We start from the raw sequence: 19,846 nt of genomic DNA, 5'->3' as shown, positions 1-19,846 counted from the left end.
ACAACAGGAGGAGCGTGCGATGGCCCAGACTGAGATCTCCGGCGCGCCAGTCGCCGGCGCACCGGTCGTCACGGCGATGCAGGTGATCCCGGTCGCGGGCCGCGACAGCATGCTCCTCAATTTGAGCGGCGCGCATGCGCCGTTCTTCACCCGCAACATCGTCATCCTTACCGACAATTCCGGTCATACCGGCGTCGGTGAGGTGCCGGGCGGACAAAAGATCTGGCAGACGCTGCAGGACGCCCGCGATCTCGTGATCGGCAAGACCGTCGGCGCGATGAACAACATCCTCGCCGATATCCGCACCGCCTTCGCCGACCGCGACGCCGGCGGCCGCGGCAAGCAAACGTTTGATCTTCGCGTCATGATCCACGCGGTCACGGCGATCGAATCCGCGTTGCTCGATTTGCTCGGCCAACATCTTAACCTGCCGGTCGCGGCGCTGCTCGGCGAAGGCCAGCAGCGCAGGAGCGTCGAGACACTCGGCTATCTCTTCTTCGTTGGCGACATCAGCAAGTCCCGCCTGCCCTATGTGGAAGGCGAGACCGGCAAGGCCGAATGGTTCAACCTCCGCCATCAGGTGGCGATGACGCCCGAGACCGTGGTGCGGCTCGCGGAAGCCACCCACGACCATTACGGCTTCGCCGATTTCAAGCTCAAGGGTGGCGTGCTCCGCGGCGAGCAAGAGATCGAAGCCGTCACTGCGATTGCCAAGCGCTTCCCTAACGCACGCGTCACGCTCGATCCGAACGGCGCCTGGTCGCTCGATGAGGCTGTCAGGCTTTGCAAGGACATGCACGGCATCCTCGCTTACGCCGAGGATCCCTGCGGCGCCGAGGCCGGCTTCTCCGGCCGCGAGATCATGGCCGAGTTCCGCCGCGCAACTAGCTTGCCGACCGCAACCAACATGATCGCCACCGACTGGCGGCAGCTTTCCCATGCGCTGCGTCTCGGTGCGGTGGACATTCCGCTCGCCGATCCCCATTTCTGGACCATGCAAGGCTCGGTCCGCGTCGCCCAGACCTGCCGCGACAACGGCCTGACCTGGGGCTCGCACTCCAACAACCATTTCGACATTTCGCTGGCCATGTTCACCCATGTCGGCGCCGCCGCCCCCGGCAAGGTCACCGCCATCGACACCCACTGGATCTGGCAGGATGGCCAGGCGCTGACGAAAGAGCCGCTTCAGATCAAGGGCGGCAAGATTGCCGTTCCCGACAGGCCGGGCCTGGGTATCGAAATCGACAGGGCGGCCATCGACGCCGCGCATGACCTCTACAAGCAGCATGGACTTGGCGCCCGTGATGACGCTATTGCCATGCAGGACCTGATCCCCGGCTGGACCTTCGACGACAAGCGTCCCTGCCTCGTGCGCTAAGAAACTTCAGGCATGATCCCGGAAAAGTGGACACCGGTTTTCCGAGAGGATCATGCCCCTTGAACAAGGAGGAATACATGACGGCAATCCTGAAGAACTTCATCGGCGGCGAATGGGTCGACGGCTCAGGCGTCACCAGGAACATCAACCCCTCCAACACCAACGACCTCGTTGGCGAATATGCCAAGGCCGACAAGGCGCAGACCGAGAAGGCGATCGCTGCCGCCAAGGCCGCCTTCCCCGCCTGGGCGCGCTCGACGCCGCAGGAGCGCTATGACGCGCTGAACAAGGTTTCTCTCGAAATCCTCGCCCGCAAGGAAGAGCTCGGCCGCCTCCTGGCGCGCGAGGAAGGCAAGACGCTGCCGGAAGGCATCGGCGAAGTCGCCCGCGCCGGCCAGATCTTCGCGTTCTTCGCCGGTGAAGCGCTGCGCCTGATCGGCGAGAAAGGCGCCTCGGTGCGTCCCGGCCTCGACGTCGAGCTCACTCGCGAGCCGGTGGGCGTTGTCGGCATGATCACGCCCTGGAATTTCCCGATCGCAATCCCCGCCTGGAAGATCGCGCCAGCGCTTTGCTACGGCAATACGGTGGTATTCAAGCCGGCTGAGCTCGTGCCCGGCTCTGGCCATGCGCTCGCCGAGATCATCACCCGCTCCGGTATTCCCGCCGGCGTGTTCAACATCGTGGTCGGCTCCGGCTCGGTGGTCGGCCAGACCCTGCTCGACCACCCGGATGTGGCGGCGATCTCCTTCACTGGTTCGGTGCAGACCGGCCGCAAGATCGCGCAGGCCTGCGTGCTGTCGAACCCGATGAAGAAATTCCAGCTCGAGATGGGCGGCAAGAATCCGCTGGTCGTGCTCGACGACGCCGACCTCAAGACCGCCGTCGAGGTCGCCGTCAACGGTGCCTATTTCTCGACGGGACAGCGCTGCACCGCCTCGTCGCGCCTGATCGTCACCGAGGGCATCCATGACCGCTTCGTCGCGGCGATGGCCGAGCGCCTGAAGGGCCTGTCGGTGGACGACGCACTCAAGGCCGGCGTGCATATCGGCCCGGTGGTCGACCAGAGCCAGCTCGACCAGGACCTGCGCTACATCAAGATCGGCCAGGACGAGGGCGCCAAGCTTGCGTGGGGCGGCGAGTTGCTCAAGCGCGAAACGCCCGGCCACTACCTCCAGCCGGCGCTGTTCACCGAAGCCAACAACAACATGCGCATCGCCCGCGAGGAGATCTTCGGCCCCGTCGCCGCCGTGATCCGCGCCAAGAACTACGAAGAGGCGCTCGCGATCTCCAACGACACCGAGTTCGGCCTCGCCTCCGGCATCTGCACCACCAGCCTGAAATACGCCTCGCACTACAAGCGCAACAGCGAGTCCGGCATGGTGATGGTCAATCTGCCGACCGCCGGTGTCGACTATCACGTGCCGTTCGGCGGCCGGAAGGGTTCGAGCTACGGCGCCCGCGAGCAGGGCTCCTATGCCCGCGAGTTCTACACCGCGGTGAAGACGGCCTATACCAATCCGGGTTGATAGGCCGGCATCGTAGATATCGTAGGGTGGGCAAAGCGAAGCGTGCCCACCGCTTATCTTCGGTGTGAAGCATGGTGGGCACGGCGCGTTGCGCCTTGCCCACCCTACGATTCAGTCTCTGAGGCAAGAGCAGATGGACCAGTCAGTCGCAGCGAAAGAGCAGCCCCGCTACATCAAGCTCAACGAGCGCGACAATGTCGCGATCGTCGTCAATGATTTCGGGCTTCCCGCCGGCTCCCGCTTCACCTGCGGACTGACGCTGCGCGCCTTCGTGCCGCAGGGACACAAGACGGCACTGGTCGACATCGCACAAGACGCGCCGATCGTCCGCTATGGCGAGGTGATCGGCTATGCGCTGTCGCCAATCCTGGCCGGCGAATGGGTGGACGAAGCCCGCATTCGCATGCCGGAGGCCCCCGCTCTCGACAAGCTCGAAATCTCGACCGCCGTCCCCGCGCCGCTGCCGCCGCTCGAAGGATTCACCTTCGAGGGCTATCGCAATTCCGACGGCTCGGTCGGCACCAAGAACATCCTCGGCATCTCCTCCTCCGTGCAATGCGTCAAGGGCACGATGGAGTATGCGGTCAAACGCATCCGCGCCGAGCTCTTGCCGAAGTACCCGAATGTCGACGACGTCGTGCCGCTGACGCACGCCTATGGCTGCGGCGTCGCCATCACCGCGCCCGACGCTGTGGTGCCGATCCGCACGCTGCAGAACATCGCGCTCAACCCGAATTTTGGCGGCGAGATTTTGGTCGTCGGCCTTGGCTGCGAGAAGCTCGCGCCCGAGCGGCTGGTGCCGGAAGGCGTCAGCGATGCCATCGTGCGCATGCAGGACGAAGCCTTCGACGGCTTTGGCGCCATCGTCGATGCCATCATGACTCAGGCCGAGGCGCGGCTGAAGGTGCTCAACACCCGCAAGCGCGAGACCTGTCCGGCCTCCGACCTCGTCATCGGCCTGCAATGCGGCGGCAGTGACGCCTTCTCCGGCGTCACCGCGAACCCTGCCGTCGGTTTTGCCGCGGACCTCCTGGTGCGCGCCGGTGCCACCGTGATGTTCTCGGAAGTAACCGAGGTACGCGACGCCATCCAGCTACTGACGCGGCGCGCGATCAACGAGGACGTCGGCCGCGCGCTGGTGCGCGAGATGGCCTGGTACGATTCCTATCTCGCCCGCGGCGGCGCCGATCGCAGCGCCAACACCACGCCCGGCAACAAGAAGGGCGGCCTCGCCAACATCGTCGAGAAGTCGCTGGGCTCGATCGTCAAGTCCGGATCGTCTGCCATTACCGGCGTGCTCTCCCCGGGCGAGAAGGCGACGCAGAAGGGCATGCTGTTCGCGGCGACACCCGCGTCCGACTTCATCTGCGGCACGCTCCAGCTTGCCTCCGGCATGACGCTGCAAGTGTTCACCACCGGCCGCGGCACGCCCTACGGCCTTGCGGCCGCGCCCGTGATCAAGGTCGCCACCCGCAGCGAGCTTGCCCGCCGCTGGAAGGACCTGATCGACTTCGACGCCGGCCGCATCGCCACCGGCGAGAAGACCATCGAGGAAACCGGATGGGACCTGTTCCGCCTGATCCTCGACGTCGCCAGCGGCCGCACAAAACCGTGGTCGGACCGCTGGGGCATTCACAACGACCTCACGCTGTTCAATCCGGCGCCGGTGACCTGAGGCCGGCGAGCCGGCCTCACTGACTGTCGATCAGGTGCATGTCGCCCAGCGTGACGGGCAGGCTGCGCGTGATGAGATCGGCGATCGCTGCACGTAACCGTTCGCTTGACGTCGGACCGTCAAACGTGTCGTCGATCGCGCCGCTCGGACCGGCGATCCTCATGGTCCCGGTGTTGTCGAGCGGCGCGCCCGCCCTCTTCTCGATCACGTCGAACGACTTGCCCTCGATCACGCGGATCTCGTACAGGGCGTGGATCAGGCCGTAGTTTGCAAGCAGCGTCCGGTATTCCGCGAATCCTACACCCTCGACGGCCCGACCGTTTCCAAGCTTCGATTTTGCTCGTGTAATGACGATGTAGGCATCTAGCCCCTGTGGGTTGACGTCGCTGCGGACCAGCTCCTTGAACGGATCACTGCGCAGAAGATTGACGGGCGCAACCGCCGAATCCCGGATCGCGGCGAAGGCTGCGCGCCTGTAGTTCACCGGCTGCACGCGAAAACGTCCGCTCAGCAGTTTCGTCGCCTGCTGCACGATCAGCTCGTCCAGCCCCCATGCGCTGATCGGGACGTTCTGCGCAGTATTGCCAAGGCCCGTCAGGCCGGCTTGCGTCAGGCTCATCTCCTCGCCGATCGCCGACACGATACCGACGGTCTTGATCGCTTGGAGGCGGCTGGCGCGCGTCTCGAACGCCGCGGCGGCGCCGAGAGCGACGCAAGCGGCCGCGAGGCCAATCCATAGAAAAGCAATGCGGCGCATGGCGAGCTATCGAATCCTGAAATCGAAAGAATAGGACGCACCGAGCCCAACGGTGGTCTGGTTCGACGATCCCCGCAGCTTCACCAGCGGACTGTCCGCGGCGTCGCCGAGCAGCTTCTCGTATTCGACATAGGCATGGACCTCCCACTGCGGATTGATGCGATAGGAGATCTGGCTGCCGAAGCCGACCGAGTGCGCGCCGCCTTTGGCATCGTACATCGGTAATCCCGACGCCAGCGCCTGCGCGGCGTCGACGCCGAAATACGGCGCGGTCGCCTTGGTGCTTTTCCAGGTGAAGCGAGGGCCGGCCGAGATGGTGAGCCTTTGAATCAGCGGCACGATGACGTCGGCGGAGACATCGGCGACAGTGCCGGTATGGCCACCCATGCCCTGGCGCAATTCGCTGCGCAGGCGCAGCCAGTCGACCGGATAATACTCGACGAAACCGCCAAGCTCGTATGCGGCCTTGACGTCGCCGAGGCCAGTCAGCTCGGCATATTTGTCGCTCTTGCGCGAAGAGACGTACTTGAATGCCGGCCCGGCGCGAAAATTGCCGACGTCGAGCAGCGCGATGCTGGCGCTGTCGCGCGGCCCGCGAAACTGGTCGATGGATCCGGCGCGGCGGATGGTGAAGATCGGAATGGGGAGAAACTTGCCGTTCTTCGATCCGACGAAATCAGGGGTGTATTCGCCGCCGATGCCGACCATGACGGTCCAGTTTCCGGACGGCGAAGGCAGCATCGGCAACTCGAACGGCGGCGCCGGCAGGGTGAACGCCGTCTGCGCCGATGCGCATTGTGCTGTCGCCATGATCGTACCGAGCGCAACAAGGAAGGCGGTCGTCAGCCGCGCATTCACCGTGAGGCGGAGAGCGGCTTCGTCAATATGCTTCATTTCGGGGCCCCGGACCGGCGTTCCTGGCCGGTCGACTGATGTGGTTAGAAGCCACAGCATGTGGTCCGGCAAAATTGCCCCAAGATTGCAAGGCGAGAGCCGCTGGCCCAATCCGTTCCCGGCGCGCGGTCGTCACGGGCCGCCGAACCAACATTGCCCGAACATTGCAGGACCGCGCTCACGCGTCGAAACTTTGACTGGCAGTGCCGGTCAGCCCCGCTCGCTTCTGCCTTTTGTTCGCCAAGCTCGCTGCCTTAATGGGAACTCTGCGCACGAGCCGAAACGCCAGACTTCGGCCAGGGAGCGTCACGCTCGGGGTTTGTTGCCCAGCAGATTCAAGGACGACCCGCGTGCGCTCCCTCGTGATCGAAGACGAACCGCAGATCGGCGCTTATGTCAGCCGCCTGCTCGGACAATTGCACGGCGTCGTCGACCTCGTCGGCTCGATTGCCGATGCCCGTCAGGCGCTGGACAATTTCAAATATGATCTCGCCATCGTCGACAGGATGCTGCCCGACGACGATGCGCTCGAGATGGTCACGGCGCTGAGCCAGTCGCCGGAGCGCCCCGCGATCATCATGCTGACGTCCAAGGACGCCAAGGAGGATGTGGTCGACGGCCTCAACGGCGGCGCCGACGATTATCTCGGCAAGCCGTTCGAGCCGCAGGAATTGATCGCGCGGGTGCGCGCTGTCCTACGGCGGCCGCGCCTGCTCGCACCCTCGGTACTATCGCTCGGCAATGTCGAGCTGCATCTCGGCAGCAACGAGGCGGTGGTCGCCGACACCAAGATCCTGCTGCGGCGGCGCGAGGCGCTGATCTTGGGAGCGCTGCTGATGCGGCGCGATCGCGTCATCACCCGCGCCGCCCTGATCGAGGAGATCTACGGCTTCGACGACGAGATCGAATCCAACACGCTCGAAGCGCAGGTCTCGCGTCTGAGGAAGAAACTGGCTGAGCTTGGCGGCGACGTCGAGATCCGCAGCATGCGGGGCATCGGTTACATCCTGCGGCTGGCAACACCGCGATGAGGTCGATCGCCAGAACCTTTGCGCTGTCGCTCGGCATCGCCGCGACGACGATCTTCCTGATCATGCTCGGCCTCTTCATCTGGCGCTATCCGATGGAGGAGCGCGAGTTCAGGGCTTGCCGGGTCGTGGTTGCCGTCCTCGATCGCGCCACCGATATCGAAGGGCAGAAACTCACGGTGCGCCCGACCCCCGCCCTCGAAGAGCTGAAGGCGGACAGCCCGAACCTCTGGTACGTCGTGTCCGCAGGCGACATGGTCAGCGAGTACGGCAGCGAACGCCGGCCGGCCCTCCCCTTCGCATTTCCCTATCACGGGCCCGTCGGCTCATCGGTCTTCAACACGCTCGACCAGAAGAGCACCTTCTGCCTCGCCGTCGTGCAAAGGGGTCCGTTGCAGCTCGCGATGATGGTCGGCGAGCCTCAAGTCCGTTTCGGCCGGATGGCGAGAAACTTTCTCATCCGCAGTGTCTTTTCGATCATGCTGCTGGCGCTGGCCTTTGCCGCGACCGTTGCCGTCGGCGCGGCGCTGGCCGCGCGTTTCGTCTCACGCGGTATCGAACGGGTGGCGCTTCGCGCGCTCGCGATCGACCCTGCGGCGCCGCAAGGCCTGATCTCCCTGTCCGAAGTTCCTCGCGAGCTGAAGCCTCTGGTGGAGGCCCTGAACCGTGCTTTCGGCGAGATCGATGCCTATATCAGGATGCAGCGCCGCTTCCTCGGCAACGCCGCCCATCAGCTGCGCACTCCACTGACGCTGCTGCGTGCGAAGATCGAGGACGTGCCCGAGCCGGCCCTCCGGACTGAATTGGTGCGCGACGTCCGCCGCCTGACCTCGCTGGTCTCCGCCATGCTCGACCTGGCGCGGCTGCAAAATCATGCGATCGAGAAGCGGCCGATCGATCTTGCCCAAATCACGCTGGAGGTGCTGGCCGATTTCAGCCCCTCGGCGCTGGACGCCGGTATCGAGCTTGCGCTCGAGCAGGACGGCGAAGGTCCGTTCCTGGTGCAGGGTGTGGACGCTGCGGTTCGCAGCGCGCTTGCCAATCTCGTCGGCAATTCGCTCATCCATGCCCATGGCGCGCGACGCATCGTCGCTACGCTCAGCCGCGATGGCATCTCGATTCACGATGACGGCGCGGGCCTGCCCGATGGCGCCGAACACAAGCTGATCGAGCCGTTTCAGACCGGCAACACCACGGGCGATGGCGCAGGCCTTGGCCTGTCGATCGTCCGCGAGATCATGGCCGCCCACGGCGGCGAGCTTGTCATCTCCTCAGTCCCCGGCCGCGGCACGACGATGAGCCTGCGCTTTTCCGCGGCTATCGCGCCGGCAAAAACTTCGCAGCTTGATCTGCAAGAGCGCTAAGCGAGGCGCGTCGGCTCTTCCGCGAAACCGTCCGGAAACATTGGCGCGAAAAACTTCTTCCGCGTTTCGTCCTTTCGCATCACGCAACCAATATATTCGCCGGGAGCAATGGGAATGTTCGCACCCGAGCGAACCTGGCCCGGCATCGACGCGACCAAACCTCCGATTGAGATCTTCCACGGAGATTTTCCAATGCGTGTTCTCTCGATGATTGCCTTTGCCGGCGCCATGATTGCAAGCTCGGCCGGCTTTGCCAGCGAGCTTCCCTCTTACGAAGTGACCTCGTTTCCGATCTCGGCGACGCAAGTGCAGGTGCTCGGCGGCGCCGGCGTCGAGGAGCAGTCGGCAAGCCCTGCGATGATCGTCGCCGGCATGCCCGCCTCGCCCGCGCAGGTTTCGGTGCTGACCCCGCGCGTCAAGCGGCTCGCGAGCGCGGGTTCGGAGAACCAGGCGCACTAAGCTTCGCTTTGTCATTCCGGGTTCGGCGCTCCGCGCCGACCGGAATGACACGCGGGTCTACGTCATGCTGCCCGGCATGAAGCAGCGCACGCGCGGATGGCCATCGATATAGTGCTTCCACACCATGGTGCGGCCGATCTTGTTCGGCACAGTGATCACCGCGCCGTCGGGCACCACGACCCATTCGTCGTCGATGCGGACGCGGTAGCGGCCACGATCGGACTCCCAGTCGACGTCGGCAATGACGTAGCCGTCGGCGTCGGTGCAGCACTGCCCGAATTCGCTGTGCAGGCTTTCGAACCAGGGTTTTAGCGGCGAGTTGGCGTAGCGCCCGTCGTCGCGCGCCAGCGCCGATGTTGCCAAGAGCGCTGTCAGGGCCAGCAATGGCGCCGCACACCATCTTGCAAGTCGCATATCGTCTCCGCGGGTCGACATGATCGCCGCGGGGGGGACAACGCGCGCCGACCGCCTTCCGCGGCTCGGCGAAAGGCGTGAAGGCAGCGACTCGTTCCCCCAGCAGCTTTGCGGGTAGCTATGCAAATCCGGCGCCAGCTTGCATTCCGGGCAACTACTGGAGCGGGCCCGCGGCGCGTTCGTCTTTCGACGGATATGACCGCCGCCGACTTTCCGTCTTCCCCGCCAGTACGAGGAATGATGATGATGTGTGGAGCGACCGCCGACCAGGCGGCACAGTGCGCGAGGGACGCCCTTACTGCTTGGGCGCCGGCGCCATCATCGCGCCGCCCTTTTTCGTCGCGGGTGCCGCCGGCTTCGTGGCAGCGGCCTGCGCAGGGAGATATTTTGCCACGATGGCAGGATCGACCTGCGCGATGTAGGCATCCGGCAGTCGCGTCCAGGTCTCGTCCTTGCCGAGCAACGCGATGCCGAGATAGCCGCGCAGCGTCAGGGTCTGGCCATCAGGACTGACCTTCATGTTGGCCTTCCAGATCTGGCCGTCGCGCGGATTGAGCACGTTGCCGCCTTCGTACTTCAAGCCTTCGCGCTTCATGTTGCGGACGAAGGAGATGCCGAGCACCGGCGCGTTCTTGCGATCGTCGGTGCACTTGGAGCAAACCTCGTTCGGATCGTCGGTTGGCCGCGGGAAGGTTTTTGCGATCACGCCTTCAAAGATGCCGTTGTGGTCGACGAAGAGGAACCATCCCACTGTCTTGCCGTCTTCGACCTTCTGCCAGAGGCCCGCCGCCGTAGGCTCGGCGGTCTGTGCCGCAGACGGTGTCACCGCAAGAAGCGACAACGCGAGCGCGAGGAAGGGAAGCAGCCGAGAGCTGGACAGGAAATTCCGCATTAGATCACCTTGCTATTCCACGACTGGAATGGCCGCAGACTACGGCGATTTCGCGAATGGTTCCAGCACCAGAAACATGGGGCATCGCCTCCCTGCTCAGCGCCGTCAGTTGACACCGAGCTTCTTTTGCAGGCTGGACGATGAGGTCGTGTACTGGAACACCAGCCGCTTCTCCGGATAGACGTAGCGATGGGCTTTTTGCGACATCAGCGCGCCCTCGTGGAAGCCGCACAGGATCAGCTTGATCTTGCCGGGATAGGTGTTGATGTCGCCGATGGCGAAGATGCCTGATACGTTGGTCTCGAACGCCGACGTCTCGACCGGCACCAGGTTGTTCTCCAGCGCAATGCCCCAGTTCGCGACCGGGCCGAGCTTCATGGTCAGACCGAAGAACGGCAGCATGGTGTCGCAGGCAATTTCGGTCATGGCGTTGTCGTTGCCCTTGATGGTGGCGCCGGAGAGCTTGCCATCAGCGCCCGAGAGCGCCGTGACCTGCCCGAGCCTCAGATCCATCTTGCCGCCTGCGACCAGCGCGCGCATCTGCTCGACGCTGTGGGGCGCGGCGCGAAACTCGTCGCGCCGATGCAGCAGCGTGATGCGCTTGGCAATCGGATGCAGATTGAGCGTCCAGTCCAGCGCGGAATCGCCGCCGCCGACGATCAGCACGTTCTTGTCGCGGAACGTCTCCATCTTGCGCACGGCGTAGTGCACCGAAGTGCCTTCGTAGGCCTCGATCCCCGGAACCGGCGGGCGCTTGGGCTGGAACGAGCCGCCGCCGGCCGCGATCACCACCACCTTGCATTCGAACACCTTGCCGGCGTCGGTGGTGCAGCGAAAGGCGGGATCGCCGATCTTCTCCACGGTCTCGATCATCTCGCCGAGATGGAAGGTCGGATGAAACGGCTTAATCTGCTCCATCAGCGCGTCGGTCAGCCCCTGGCCCGAAACCTGCGGAATGCCGGGAATGTCGTAAATCGGCTTTTCCGGATAGAGCTCGGCGCACTGGCCGCCGACCTTGTCGAGGATGTCGACGAAATGCGCCTTCATGTCGAGAAGGCCAAGCTCGAAGGCGGCGAACAGACCGCAGGGGCCGGCGCCAATAATCAGCACATCGGTTTTGATCACGTCGCTCATGTCGTCTCTTTATCGGTCGTTATCGGTTGGACGGCGCCCTTTGGGCCGAGGTGACCCCGCCTGTCTAGCCAACGGGGATGGAACAGGGAAGGCATAAAAGCGGGAGCGCCCCGCTGCCGCACCCACTTGCCGGGTCAAAATAACTGGGTTGTAACGAGAAAGGATATGACGGAGATCAATCGGTGAACGCACCAAGCCGCCTCGATACGACGCCGCGCCTGGAAGACTACCCTTATCGCCTCAGCGACAACGTTCGCTTCGGCGATCTCGATCCCAACCAGCACGTGAACAACGCCGTCTACGCCACCTATTTCGAGACCGGCCGTGTCACGCTGATGAAGCTCCCGGAATATGGGCTGACGCCGCCGGGTCTTGCCTGGATCATGGTGCGGCTCGACATCCATTTCCGCGCCGAGCTGCACTGGCCGAACACGATCGAGCTCGGCCTTGGCGTGGTGAAGCTCGGACGAACCTCGGTGACCTTCGAGCAGGTCGTATTCTCGCAAGGAAAGTGCATCGCGTCGGCGAATTCGGTCGGCGTGATGATCGACGAAGCGTCGCGGCGGCCGACGCCGCTCACTGCAGAAGTGGTCGCGAAGCTACGACCCTGGCACAAGCGCGGCATCGAGGTCGCGCCGCCGCGCGCCTAATCGATGATCCGGACCCGAAGGGCCGCGCTAGCTGCAAAGCGTTTAGTGGTTTTCCGGAAAGTTCATGCCCTATTGAAGGGAAGATCAGGCCTGGCGTTCCGGCGTCCCGACGACGAGCCCGTCGAGATCGTCGGAGACCTTGATCTGGCAGGACAGGCGCGAGTTCGGGCGCACGTCGAAGCCGAAGTCGAGCATGTCCTCTTCCATCGGCGTCGGGCTGCCGACCTTCTCGCGCCAGGCTTCGTCGACATAGACATGGCAGGTCGCGCAGGCACAGGCGCCGCCGCACTCGGCCTCGATGCCGGGAATGCTGTTGCGGATGGCGGCTTCCATCACGGTTGCGCCGTTCTCGATTTCCACCGTGCGGGTTTCGCCCTTGTGGTCGACAAAGTGAATCTTGGCCATGTGTGCTCGTGCTGCCGCGGTGCTTGGAATGAAGGAGGGGTCCCGGCTGTCCTATAACGGGTCGGTCCGCCCGGCGCCATAGCGTTTTCGCGCGACCTGAATCCCGCTTCGTGGCAAGAAAACGCGTCAAAACAAAAGAGTAGAACCTGGTTCTGACAGTCCGTGCTTAAGGCTTCAGCATCGCCTCGATGGCGGTGCGGGCCTCGGTTACCGCCTCTTTTAAGGCAGCAAGGGCGTGGGGCCGGCCATGGCCGGTCCGGATCGCGGTCTCCAGGCTGGCTGCGGCATCGGCCACCGCAAAGGCGCCGATCCCGCGAGCCGAACCCTTGAGCTTGTGGGCAAGTGCGCCGGCCTCTGCCGGCAGCGCCGTCATCGCCGCAATCAGGCGGGCCGCCTGCTCGGCGAACATCGCCAGCACTTCCCGTTCCAGCTGGGCATCGCCGAGCGTCATGCGCGAGAGGTGATCGAGGTCGAGCGGGCTGTCGATGGGTGCAAGCGGGGGCGAGGGCATCCAATCCATCCGTTGCAGTTCAGGCGTCATGACCCAGGCCCCGGTATCGCGCGATGGTCCCGCCGGTCCGGCGGTCAGGTTCCCCCCACCCAAGCATGAAAATGGTTAACGAAATGTTTGGGTCGTTTGACGCAGATCCGCCGGTTTGTTGACTAAAAGTTGCCGTAATCTGCCAAGTTCGGTGGAGAATTGCATTTATTGCTAAGGCGTTACGGCCTGATCCTGTTAACGATGATTAAGATTGTCTTAATCGCGGGCATTTCATTCGAGACGCTCTGCCAATAGGATGTTGCAGAAATTGGCGGACAAGCCGTCCGGGTGGGGACGGCTCGGAGATCCGCGCAAGCGGCATGATCCGGTCTGTGGGCTTGCGTAACGCGCAGGGCTCGCGGGGGGACGCGTACAAGTAACGAGGGCTCGGACTGACATGGCGAACACTCCGAAAAAGGTCAAAGACCCCACAGAAGTTGCGCTTTCTGCGATCCAGGAAGCCCTCAACATCAGTGACACCGCTGCGGATACGAGCCGCAACGCCGCGATGCGCAACGAAACGCCGCCTCCGGTGGCGCCGCCCGAGCCACCGATCTTCGACGAGCCGAGCTTCGAGCCGCGCCCCGCCGCCAACGAACGAGCAACCGCGTTCGACCCGATCGAAGAGCCGCGCACCTCGCGCCGCGCCGCCAATGACGACCGCGAGACAATCGGCCAGCTGCTCCAGGCGCTTCAGAAGGGCCGCCCTGCCCGCAGCGTCTACACCTTCGCCACCATCTTTGCCGGCGTCTGGCTCGCCGCCTGCGCCGCGCTGACGTTCGGTTTCCTGCCCTCGATCCAGGCCGCCCTGGGCCAGAGCGGCGGCGTGCTCGTCATTGCCGGCCTGATCGCGATGTTCTTCGCGCCCATCATGCTGTTCTACTTCCTGGCGAGCCTCGTCTGGCGCGGCCAGGAAATGCGCATGATCGCGCAGGCGATGGCGCAGGTCGCGATCCGCTTCTCCGAGCCGGAAGGCTCGGCCTCCGATTCCATGGTCACCGTCGGCCAGGCCATTCGCCGCGAGGTCGCGGCGATGGGCGACGGCATCGAGCGCGCGATCGCGCGCGCCGGCGAGCTCGAGACGCTGGTCGCCAACGAGGTCGCGGCGCTCGAGCGCGCCTATTCCGACAACGAGGTGCGCATCCGCGCCCTGCTCCAGGACATCGCGCATCAGCGCGACAATCTGGTCGGCCAGGCCGAGCAGGTCCGCAGCGCCATCTCCGGGGTGCAGATCGACCTGCGCCACGACATCGCGCTGATCTCGGACGCGATCGCCTCGCGCGTCGACGAGGTCGCCAAGTCCATCACGGGCGCGCTGGAAGAGCGCGGCGCCCACATCACCAGCGCCTTGAGCAATGCCGGCGACAACATGATCCTGGCGCTCGGCGAGCGCGGCGGCGACCTGCTCGACCGCCTTGAGGAGGCCAGCAACGAGACCACGCGCGCCGTGCTCGATGCCAGCGAGCGGCTGACCACCAGCCTCAACTTCAAGACCGGCCACGTCCACGACGAGTTCGTCGACCTCGCCGACCGCGTCCATGAGATGTTGAACGAGCGCATCGACCGCATCACCGGCGAGTTCGAGCAGCGCTCCGCCGCGATAGTCGACGGCATCTCGGAGCGCACCGAGCAGGTGCACGATTCCCTGAAGAATTCGTCGGATTCGCTGCTGCTCGAGCTCGAGCTGCGTTCCAACGACATCTCCGCCAAGATCGACGACGCCGGCAACCGGCTCGCCGGCCAGATCATGACGAGCGGCGACAAGGCGAGCGAGGCGCTCGACGCCACCGTCAACACCCTGGTCGCCAAAGTCGTCAGCCAGACCGAGACCGCGCACGATTCGCTGTCGCTCCAGATGAGCGCCTTCGACGAGCTCGTGAGGAACCAGGGCACCGAGCTAGTCGAGAAGTTCGCCCGCGACTCCGGCACGCTGGGCGCGCTGATCACGCGTCACATCTCCGAGTTCGACCGCACCGTGAAGACCTTCGGCGGCGAGATCGTGGATCGCATGGGCCAGCGCACGCAGGACATCGCCGAGACGCTGAAGACCTATGTCGACAATTTCGACACCCGCTTCACGTCCAATGGCGGCGCGATCACGGCCGTGCTCGACCAGCGCCTCTTGCAATTCGAGACCACGATCGGCGAGCGCGTCAGCAACTTCGACGCCTCCCTGAACGGCAAGTTCGCCAGCCTCGACGGCACGATCGAAGGCCACATCAAGACCTTCGACGAACAGCTCATCGGCCGCGTCGCCGCGCTCGAACAGTCGTTCGACAGCCGCGCCAGGTCCATGACCGAAACCATCGACGGACGCATCAATACATTGGCGATGTCGCTGAGCGACGGTGCCGCGCAGGCTATCCAGTCGATCGATGGCCGCCTCACCCATCTCACGACGTCGCTGACCGGCGGCGCATCGCAGGCCATCGAAAAGATCGATGCGCGGCTCAACCACCTCACCACCTCGCTGACCGACGGCGCATCAGAGGCCATCGAAACGATCGACACGCGCCTCAACCACCTCACCACCTCACTGACCGACGGCGCATCGCAGACGATCCAGTCGATCGACACGAGGCTGACGCACCTCACGACGACCCTCACCGGCGGCGCGTCGCAGGCGCTCGAGTCCATCGACTCCCGCCTCACCTACCTGACCACCGCCGTGACCAACGGCGCCTCGCAGGCCGTGCAGTCCATCGACACGCGCCTTACGCTGCTGACCTCGACCCTCACGGACGGCACAGCGCAGGCGATCGAGGCGGTCGACCGCCGCATCACCGGCGTCACCGAGATCATCGACGGCCGCAGCACGCATCTGGCCGACACGGTCACGGCGCGCTTCCAGGAGATCCACCAGGCCATCGAGACCAAGGTCGGCTCGGTCGCCAACGACATCGACGTGCGCGTGGCGCAGTTCGAGGACCTGCTCGGCTCGCGCGTCGAGGCCGTCGCCGGCCGCATCGAGAGCAGCGGACGCCAGGCCAGCGAGGACATGATGTCCCGCGCCGAGATGATCTCGACCGCGATCCGCTCGCATGTCGAGGACGCCGAGCGTTCGCTCACCAACCTCGTCGTCAACACCAGCGAGACCATCCAGACCGGCGCGCGCACCGCTCAGCAGTCGCTGATGACGGTCTCCTCCGACGTCAACGCCCAGCTCAAGATGACCTCCACCGAGGTCGAGCGCGCGCTGACCGCGGTCGGCACCGGTGCTGCGAATTCGATCCTGACCAGCGCGCGCGAGGCGCAGTCGACCCTGGTCGCCGCATCGGGCGAGGCGTCGAACCAGCTCAAGGGGCTCGCGACCGACGTCGAACGCACGCTGTCCGCGGCGGGCTCGGCCACTGCGGCCTCGATCCTGGCCGGCGCCCGCGAGGTGCAGACCACGCTCGTCACCGCCTCTTCGGATGCGACCAACCACGTCAAGACGCTCACCGCCGACGTGCAGCGCTCGCTGTCGCTGGCCGGCACCAGCACGGCGGAGTCGATCGTCGCCGGCGCCCGCGATGCGCAAGGCGCGCTGATCGCGGCCTCGACCGAGACCGCCAACCAGATCAAGTCGCTGTCTTCCGACGTGCAGCGTTCGCTTTCGATGGCGGGCACCTCGACCGCCGAGACCATCATGAGCGGCGCCCGCGAGGCCCAGAGCACGCTGGTCACGGCATCCTCGGATGCGGCGAGCCAGGTCAAGTCGCTCGCGGCCGAAGTGCATCGTTCGCTCTCGCAGGTCGGCGTGTCGACCGCCGAGACGATCACCACCAGCGCCCGCGACGCCCAGAGCACCCTGCTCGCGGTCTCGGCCGAGCAGACCAGCCAGGTCCGTTCGCTCGCGGCCGAGATGCAGCGCGCGCTGGCGACCGCCGGCGGCGCCACCATCGAGGCGCTCACCGGCGGCATCCGCGAGGCCCAGGGCACGCTGATCTCCGCCTCGACCGACGCGGCGAGCCAGATCAAGTCGCTGACCACGGACATCGAGCGCACGCTGACCGCGGTCGGCGCCGACACCGCCTCGACGATCCTCAACAGCGCGCGTGAGGCGCAGACGTCGCTGACCTCGACCTCGGCGGACGCCGCGAGCCAGATCCGCACGATCTCGACCGAGATCGAGCGTACGCTGAGCGCGGCCACCGCGAATGCGACCAACGACATCCAGACCAGCGCGCTGAACGCCCAGAACGCGCTGATATCTGCCTCCAACGAGGCGAGCTCGCGGGTCAAGTCGAGTTCGGCCGACGTCGAGCGCTCGGTGCTCGCCGCCAGCAGCAGCTTCGGCCAGGCCATGACCGGCAAGACCGACGAGATCGTCACCTATGTGCAGCAGCAGGCCGACCGTCTGTCGAACATGATCGACGCCAAGCGCGGCGCTCTGGTCGACGCGATCGGCTCCAAGACCAGCCAGCTCACGCTCGACATCGACCGCGTCACCTCCGACGCGCTGAAGTCGATCGAGACGCGCGGCCAGGCCTTCTCGCAGACCATGATGGGCAACGGCTCGGAAGTCGCCCGCGCCATCAATACGGCGAGCGAGATCGCCACCGGCGCGGTCGGCAAGTCGCTCAAGGACCTCGAGCAGGCCTCGCGCTCGGCGATCGACCAGTCGCGCCAGGTCTCGATCGCGGCCGTCACCGAGATGCAGGAGACCAGCAAGATCCTGCGCACCGACACGGTGGCGCTGTTCGAGCGGCTGCGCGAAGGCAACATCCTGCTCCAGGAGGTGCTGACCGGTGCGCACGACAACCTCAACTCGCTCGAGCGGGCGCTGGTGACGCGCGTCGCCGACTTCGTCTCGGCCATGAACGACGTCACCTCGCGCAACGGCGCTGCGACGCAGAACCTGGAAGACCAGCTCAACGTCTTCAACAGCAAGACCACGAAGGCGCTCCAGGATCTCGGCGAGCTGTCGACCCAGTTCGACAAGCATGGCAAGGCGCTCGTCGAGGCCGCGCAGGTCGTCGAGCAGAGCAACAAGAACACCACCGCCTCGCTCGCCGAGCGCAAGCAGGCGCTGGAATCGCTCGTCACCACGATCGACCTGCGTACGGCCGATCTCGACCAGCGTCTGTCGCGCTTCACCGGCCTGCTCGATGAATCGCTCGCCGCAGCCGAAGAGCGTGCCCGCGACATCGCCCGAGTCGTCGCCGAGACCGCCGGCGCAGGCTCGGCCGCGATCACCCGTCAGTTCGAGGCGGTGCGCGCGGCGTCCGAGGAGGAGCACCGGCAGACCATCGAAGCCATGCATGACATCTACCGCCAGACCACCGACGAAGCGGATGTGATGTTCAAGCAGTCGACCGAGAAGTTCTCGAACCTCGTCTCCAGCATGAAGCAGATGGCGCTCGAGATGCACAACGAGCTCGAGGCCACCCGCAACGAGCTGCGCCGCGGCGTGCTCGAGATGCCGCAGGAGGCCGCCGAGAGCACCGCGCAGATGCGCAAGGTGATCGTCGACCAGATCGAGGCCCTCGCCGAGCTCAACCGCATCGTGGCCCAGCATGGCCGCGGCCTCGACGTCACCACGACGAGCCGCGCCAGCGTGCAGCGCCAGGAAGAGCCGGCGGTGCTGGCAGCCGTCGGCGGCCGCGCCACCGAGACCCGCATGCGCGACACCGGCAGCGCCTCGACGCTGCCGCCGCCGGACCTCGGCATGCCGGCTGCACGCCGCACCGAGGCGCCGTCGGTCGCGCCTGCCGGCAACGACCAAGGCCGCGACGGCTGGCTGTCGGACCTGCTCAACCGCGCCGATACCGGTCCTGCCACTCCGAACGGCCGTGAGGCTCCCCGCGGCCGTGCGGCACCCGCCCCGCAGCCGCAGGCGCCGCAAGGTGGTGGCAATCCGCTGGAATCGCTGTCGCTCGACATCGGCCGGCTGATGGACCGCAACCTCGCCGCCGAGATGTGGGACCGCTACCAGCGCGGCGAGAACAAGGCCTTCAACAAGCGCCTCTACACGCCCGCCGGCCAGAAAGCCTTCGACGAGGTCGCCCGCAAGTATCGCGCCGACCGCAACTTCAAGGGCACGGTCGACCGCTATGTCGCGGAGTTCGAACGCCTGCTCGACGAAGTCGCCCGCGACGGCCGCGGCCCGCAGGAGCTGCGCAGCCACCTGATCTCGGAGACGGGATTGGTGTACACGCTGCTGGCCCACGCGGCGGGACGGCTGGGATAAGCAGCAGGTCTCGCAGGACAGCACGATGAAAACGGAGGCCCTGCGGCCTCCGTTTTGTTTGGGCTTGTCATTGCACCAGCAATTTACCGCGCGGTAGGAACTACGCGGCCCCAACAAGCACCGTCATTGCGAGGAGCTCTTGCGACGAAGCAATCCAGACTGCCTCCGCGGAGACAGTCTGGATTGCTTCGCTTCCGCTTTCGCTCTTCGAGCTACAGCGGACAAGTCGCTCGCAATGATGGGATGGACGGCCCCCGAACGGCATCGGTGTGCCAGACTGGTGATGTTGAGTCGAACCAGACAAAGGGAGCCGTCCATGACGAAGATTAGCACGATTGGGGTTGATCTGGCGAAGAACGTTTTTCAAGTCCACGGGATTGACGCGTCGGGAGCTGTGGTGGTGAGGCGCCAGCTCAAGCGAGCCTCGGTCGAGAAGTTTTTCGCACAGTTGCCGCCGTGCCTGGTGGGCATGGAGGCTTGCGGCAGCGCTCATCATTGGGCGCGCGTGATCGGCCGGTATGGCCACGAGGTGCGGTTGATGCCGCCGGCCTATGTGA

The 19,846-nt window shown here is 65.2% G+C and carries 15 protein-coding genes and 1 pseudogene; 9 read left to right on the top strand and 7 right to left on the bottom strand.

The features are described 5' to 3' along the window. Window positions 1-19: 19 nt before the first annotated feature. The 3 genes from gudD to garD all read left to right on the top strand — a co-directional run bounded on the left by gudD (window position 20) and on the right by garD (window position 4,579). Window positions 20-1,378 (top strand): glucarate dehydratase, encoded by a 1,359-nt coding sequence (gudD, locus tag BLV07_RS42735; protein ID WP_091898517.1) that lies wholly within the window; start codon window positions 20-22, stop codon window positions 1,376-1,378. Between the two features lie 77 nt (window positions 1,379-1,455). Continuing rightward, a complete protein-coding gene (locus BLV07_RS42730) occupies window positions 1,456-2,904 on the top strand; it encodes an aldehyde dehydrogenase family protein (protein ID WP_091898541.1) in 1,449 nt (482 codons plus the stop codon). A 133-nt stretch (window positions 2,905-3,037) separates the two neighbouring features. Further along, window positions 3,038-4,579 (top strand): galactarate dehydratase, encoded by a 1,542-nt coding sequence (gene garD, locus BLV07_RS42725; RefSeq protein ID WP_091898515.1) that lies wholly within the window; start codon window positions 3,038-3,040, stop codon window positions 4,577-4,579. 16 nt (window positions 4,580-4,595) lie between these two features. Here garD and BLV07_RS42720 read toward each other — a convergent pair whose 3' ends face one another. Then, entirely contained in the window at window positions 4,596-5,336 is a 741-nt protein-coding gene (locus tag BLV07_RS42720; protein WP_091898513.1) for a hypothetical protein, read from the bottom strand. A 6-nt stretch (window positions 5,337-5,342) separates the two neighbouring features. Beyond that, complete coding sequence (locus tag BLV07_RS42715) at window positions 5,343-6,230, bottom strand: MipA/OmpV family protein (protein ID WP_176946128.1); 888 nt, start codon at window positions 6,228-6,230, stop codon at window positions 5,343-5,345. Window positions 6,231-6,580: 350 nt separating this feature from the next. Between BLV07_RS42715 and BLV07_RS42710 the strand changes: the two genes are divergently transcribed. From BLV07_RS42710 to BLV07_RS42700, 3 genes are all read left to right on the top strand, one after another. Further along, on the top strand, window positions 6,581-7,261 hold the full coding sequence (locus tag BLV07_RS42710) for a response regulator transcription factor (RefSeq protein ID WP_091898511.1): 681 nt from the start codon (window positions 6,581-6,583) through the stop codon (window positions 7,259-7,261). Further along, window positions 7,258-8,622: a sensor histidine kinase gene (locus BLV07_RS42705; protein WP_091898509.1), complete on the top strand. Its 1,365-nt coding sequence runs from the start codon at window positions 7,258-7,260 to the stop codon at window positions 8,620-8,622. Before BLV07_RS42710 ends, BLV07_RS42705 begins: the two co-directional genes overlap by 4 nt. Before the next feature lie 192 nt (window positions 8,623-8,814). Further along, the gene (locus BLV07_RS42700) at window positions 8,815-9,081 is read left to right on the top strand and encodes a hypothetical protein (RefSeq protein ID WP_176946127.1); all 267 of its coding nucleotides are present in this window, start codon (window positions 8,815-8,817) and stop codon (window positions 9,079-9,081) included. Window positions 9,082-9,138: 57 nt separating this feature from the next. Here the strand turns inward: BLV07_RS42700 and BLV07_RS42695 are convergent, their stop codons facing one another. From BLV07_RS42695 to BLV07_RS42685, 3 genes are all read right to left on the bottom strand, one after another. Then, window positions 9,139-9,495: a hypothetical protein gene (locus BLV07_RS42695; RefSeq protein ID WP_091898505.1), complete on the bottom strand. Its 357-nt coding sequence runs from the start codon at window positions 9,493-9,495 to the stop codon at window positions 9,139-9,141. Window positions 9,496-9,790: 295 nt separating this feature from the next. After that, window positions 9,791-10,387 carry a DUF2147 domain-containing protein gene (locus tag BLV07_RS42690; protein WP_091898503.1) on the bottom strand — a complete coding sequence of 199 codons (597 nt, stop codon included), beginning with the start codon at window positions 10,385-10,387 and terminating at the stop codon, window positions 9,791-9,793. 105 nt (window positions 10,388-10,492) lie between these two features. Further along, entirely contained in the window at window positions 10,493-11,521 is a 1,029-nt protein-coding gene (locus tag BLV07_RS42685; RefSeq protein ID WP_091898501.1) for an NAD(P)/FAD-dependent oxidoreductase, read from the bottom strand. A 182-nt stretch (window positions 11,522-11,703) separates the two neighbouring features. Between BLV07_RS42685 and BLV07_RS42680 the strand changes: the two genes are divergently transcribed. After that, on the top strand, window positions 11,704-12,171 hold the full coding sequence (locus tag BLV07_RS42680; RefSeq protein WP_091898499.1) for an acyl-CoA thioesterase: 468 nt from the start codon (window positions 11,704-11,706) through the stop codon (window positions 12,169-12,171). 84 nt (window positions 12,172-12,255) lie between these two features. On the opposite strand, the gene BLV07_RS42675 is transcribed toward BLV07_RS42680, so the two are convergent. Together BLV07_RS42675 and BLV07_RS42670 are read right to left on the bottom strand one after the other, a co-directional pair. Next, on the bottom strand, window positions 12,256-12,576 hold the full coding sequence (locus BLV07_RS42675; protein ID WP_091898497.1) for a 2Fe-2S iron-sulfur cluster-binding protein: 321 nt from the start codon (window positions 12,574-12,576) through the stop codon (window positions 12,256-12,258). Between the two features lie 166 nt (window positions 12,577-12,742). Then, window positions 12,743-13,117 carry an Hpt domain-containing protein gene (locus BLV07_RS42670; protein ID WP_091898495.1) on the bottom strand — a complete coding sequence of 125 codons (375 nt, stop codon included), beginning with the start codon at window positions 13,115-13,117 and terminating at the stop codon, window positions 12,743-12,745. 397 nt (window positions 13,118-13,514) lie between these two features. On the opposite strand from BLV07_RS42670, the gene BLV07_RS42665 reads away from it, so the two are divergent. Continuing rightward, window positions 13,515-19,289 carry an apolipoprotein A-IV repeat region-like domain-containing protein gene (locus BLV07_RS42665; RefSeq protein ID WP_091898493.1) on the top strand — a complete coding sequence of 1,925 codons (5,775 nt, stop codon included), beginning with the start codon at window positions 13,515-13,517 and terminating at the stop codon, window positions 19,287-19,289. Window positions 19,290-19,605: 316 nt separating this feature from the next. Then, window positions 19,606-19,846, top strand: a pseudogene (locus BLV07_RS42660) (IS110 family transposase); the annotation flags it as partial.

The organism is Bradyrhizobium sp. Rc2d, assembly GCF_900099855.1.
Taxonomy (GTDB): Bacteria; Pseudomonadota; Alphaproteobacteria; order Rhizobiales; family Xanthobacteraceae; genus Bradyrhizobium.
The sequence above is the reverse complement of the archived record's forward strand: the minus strand, read 5'-3'. Positions and strand labels throughout refer to the sequence as shown.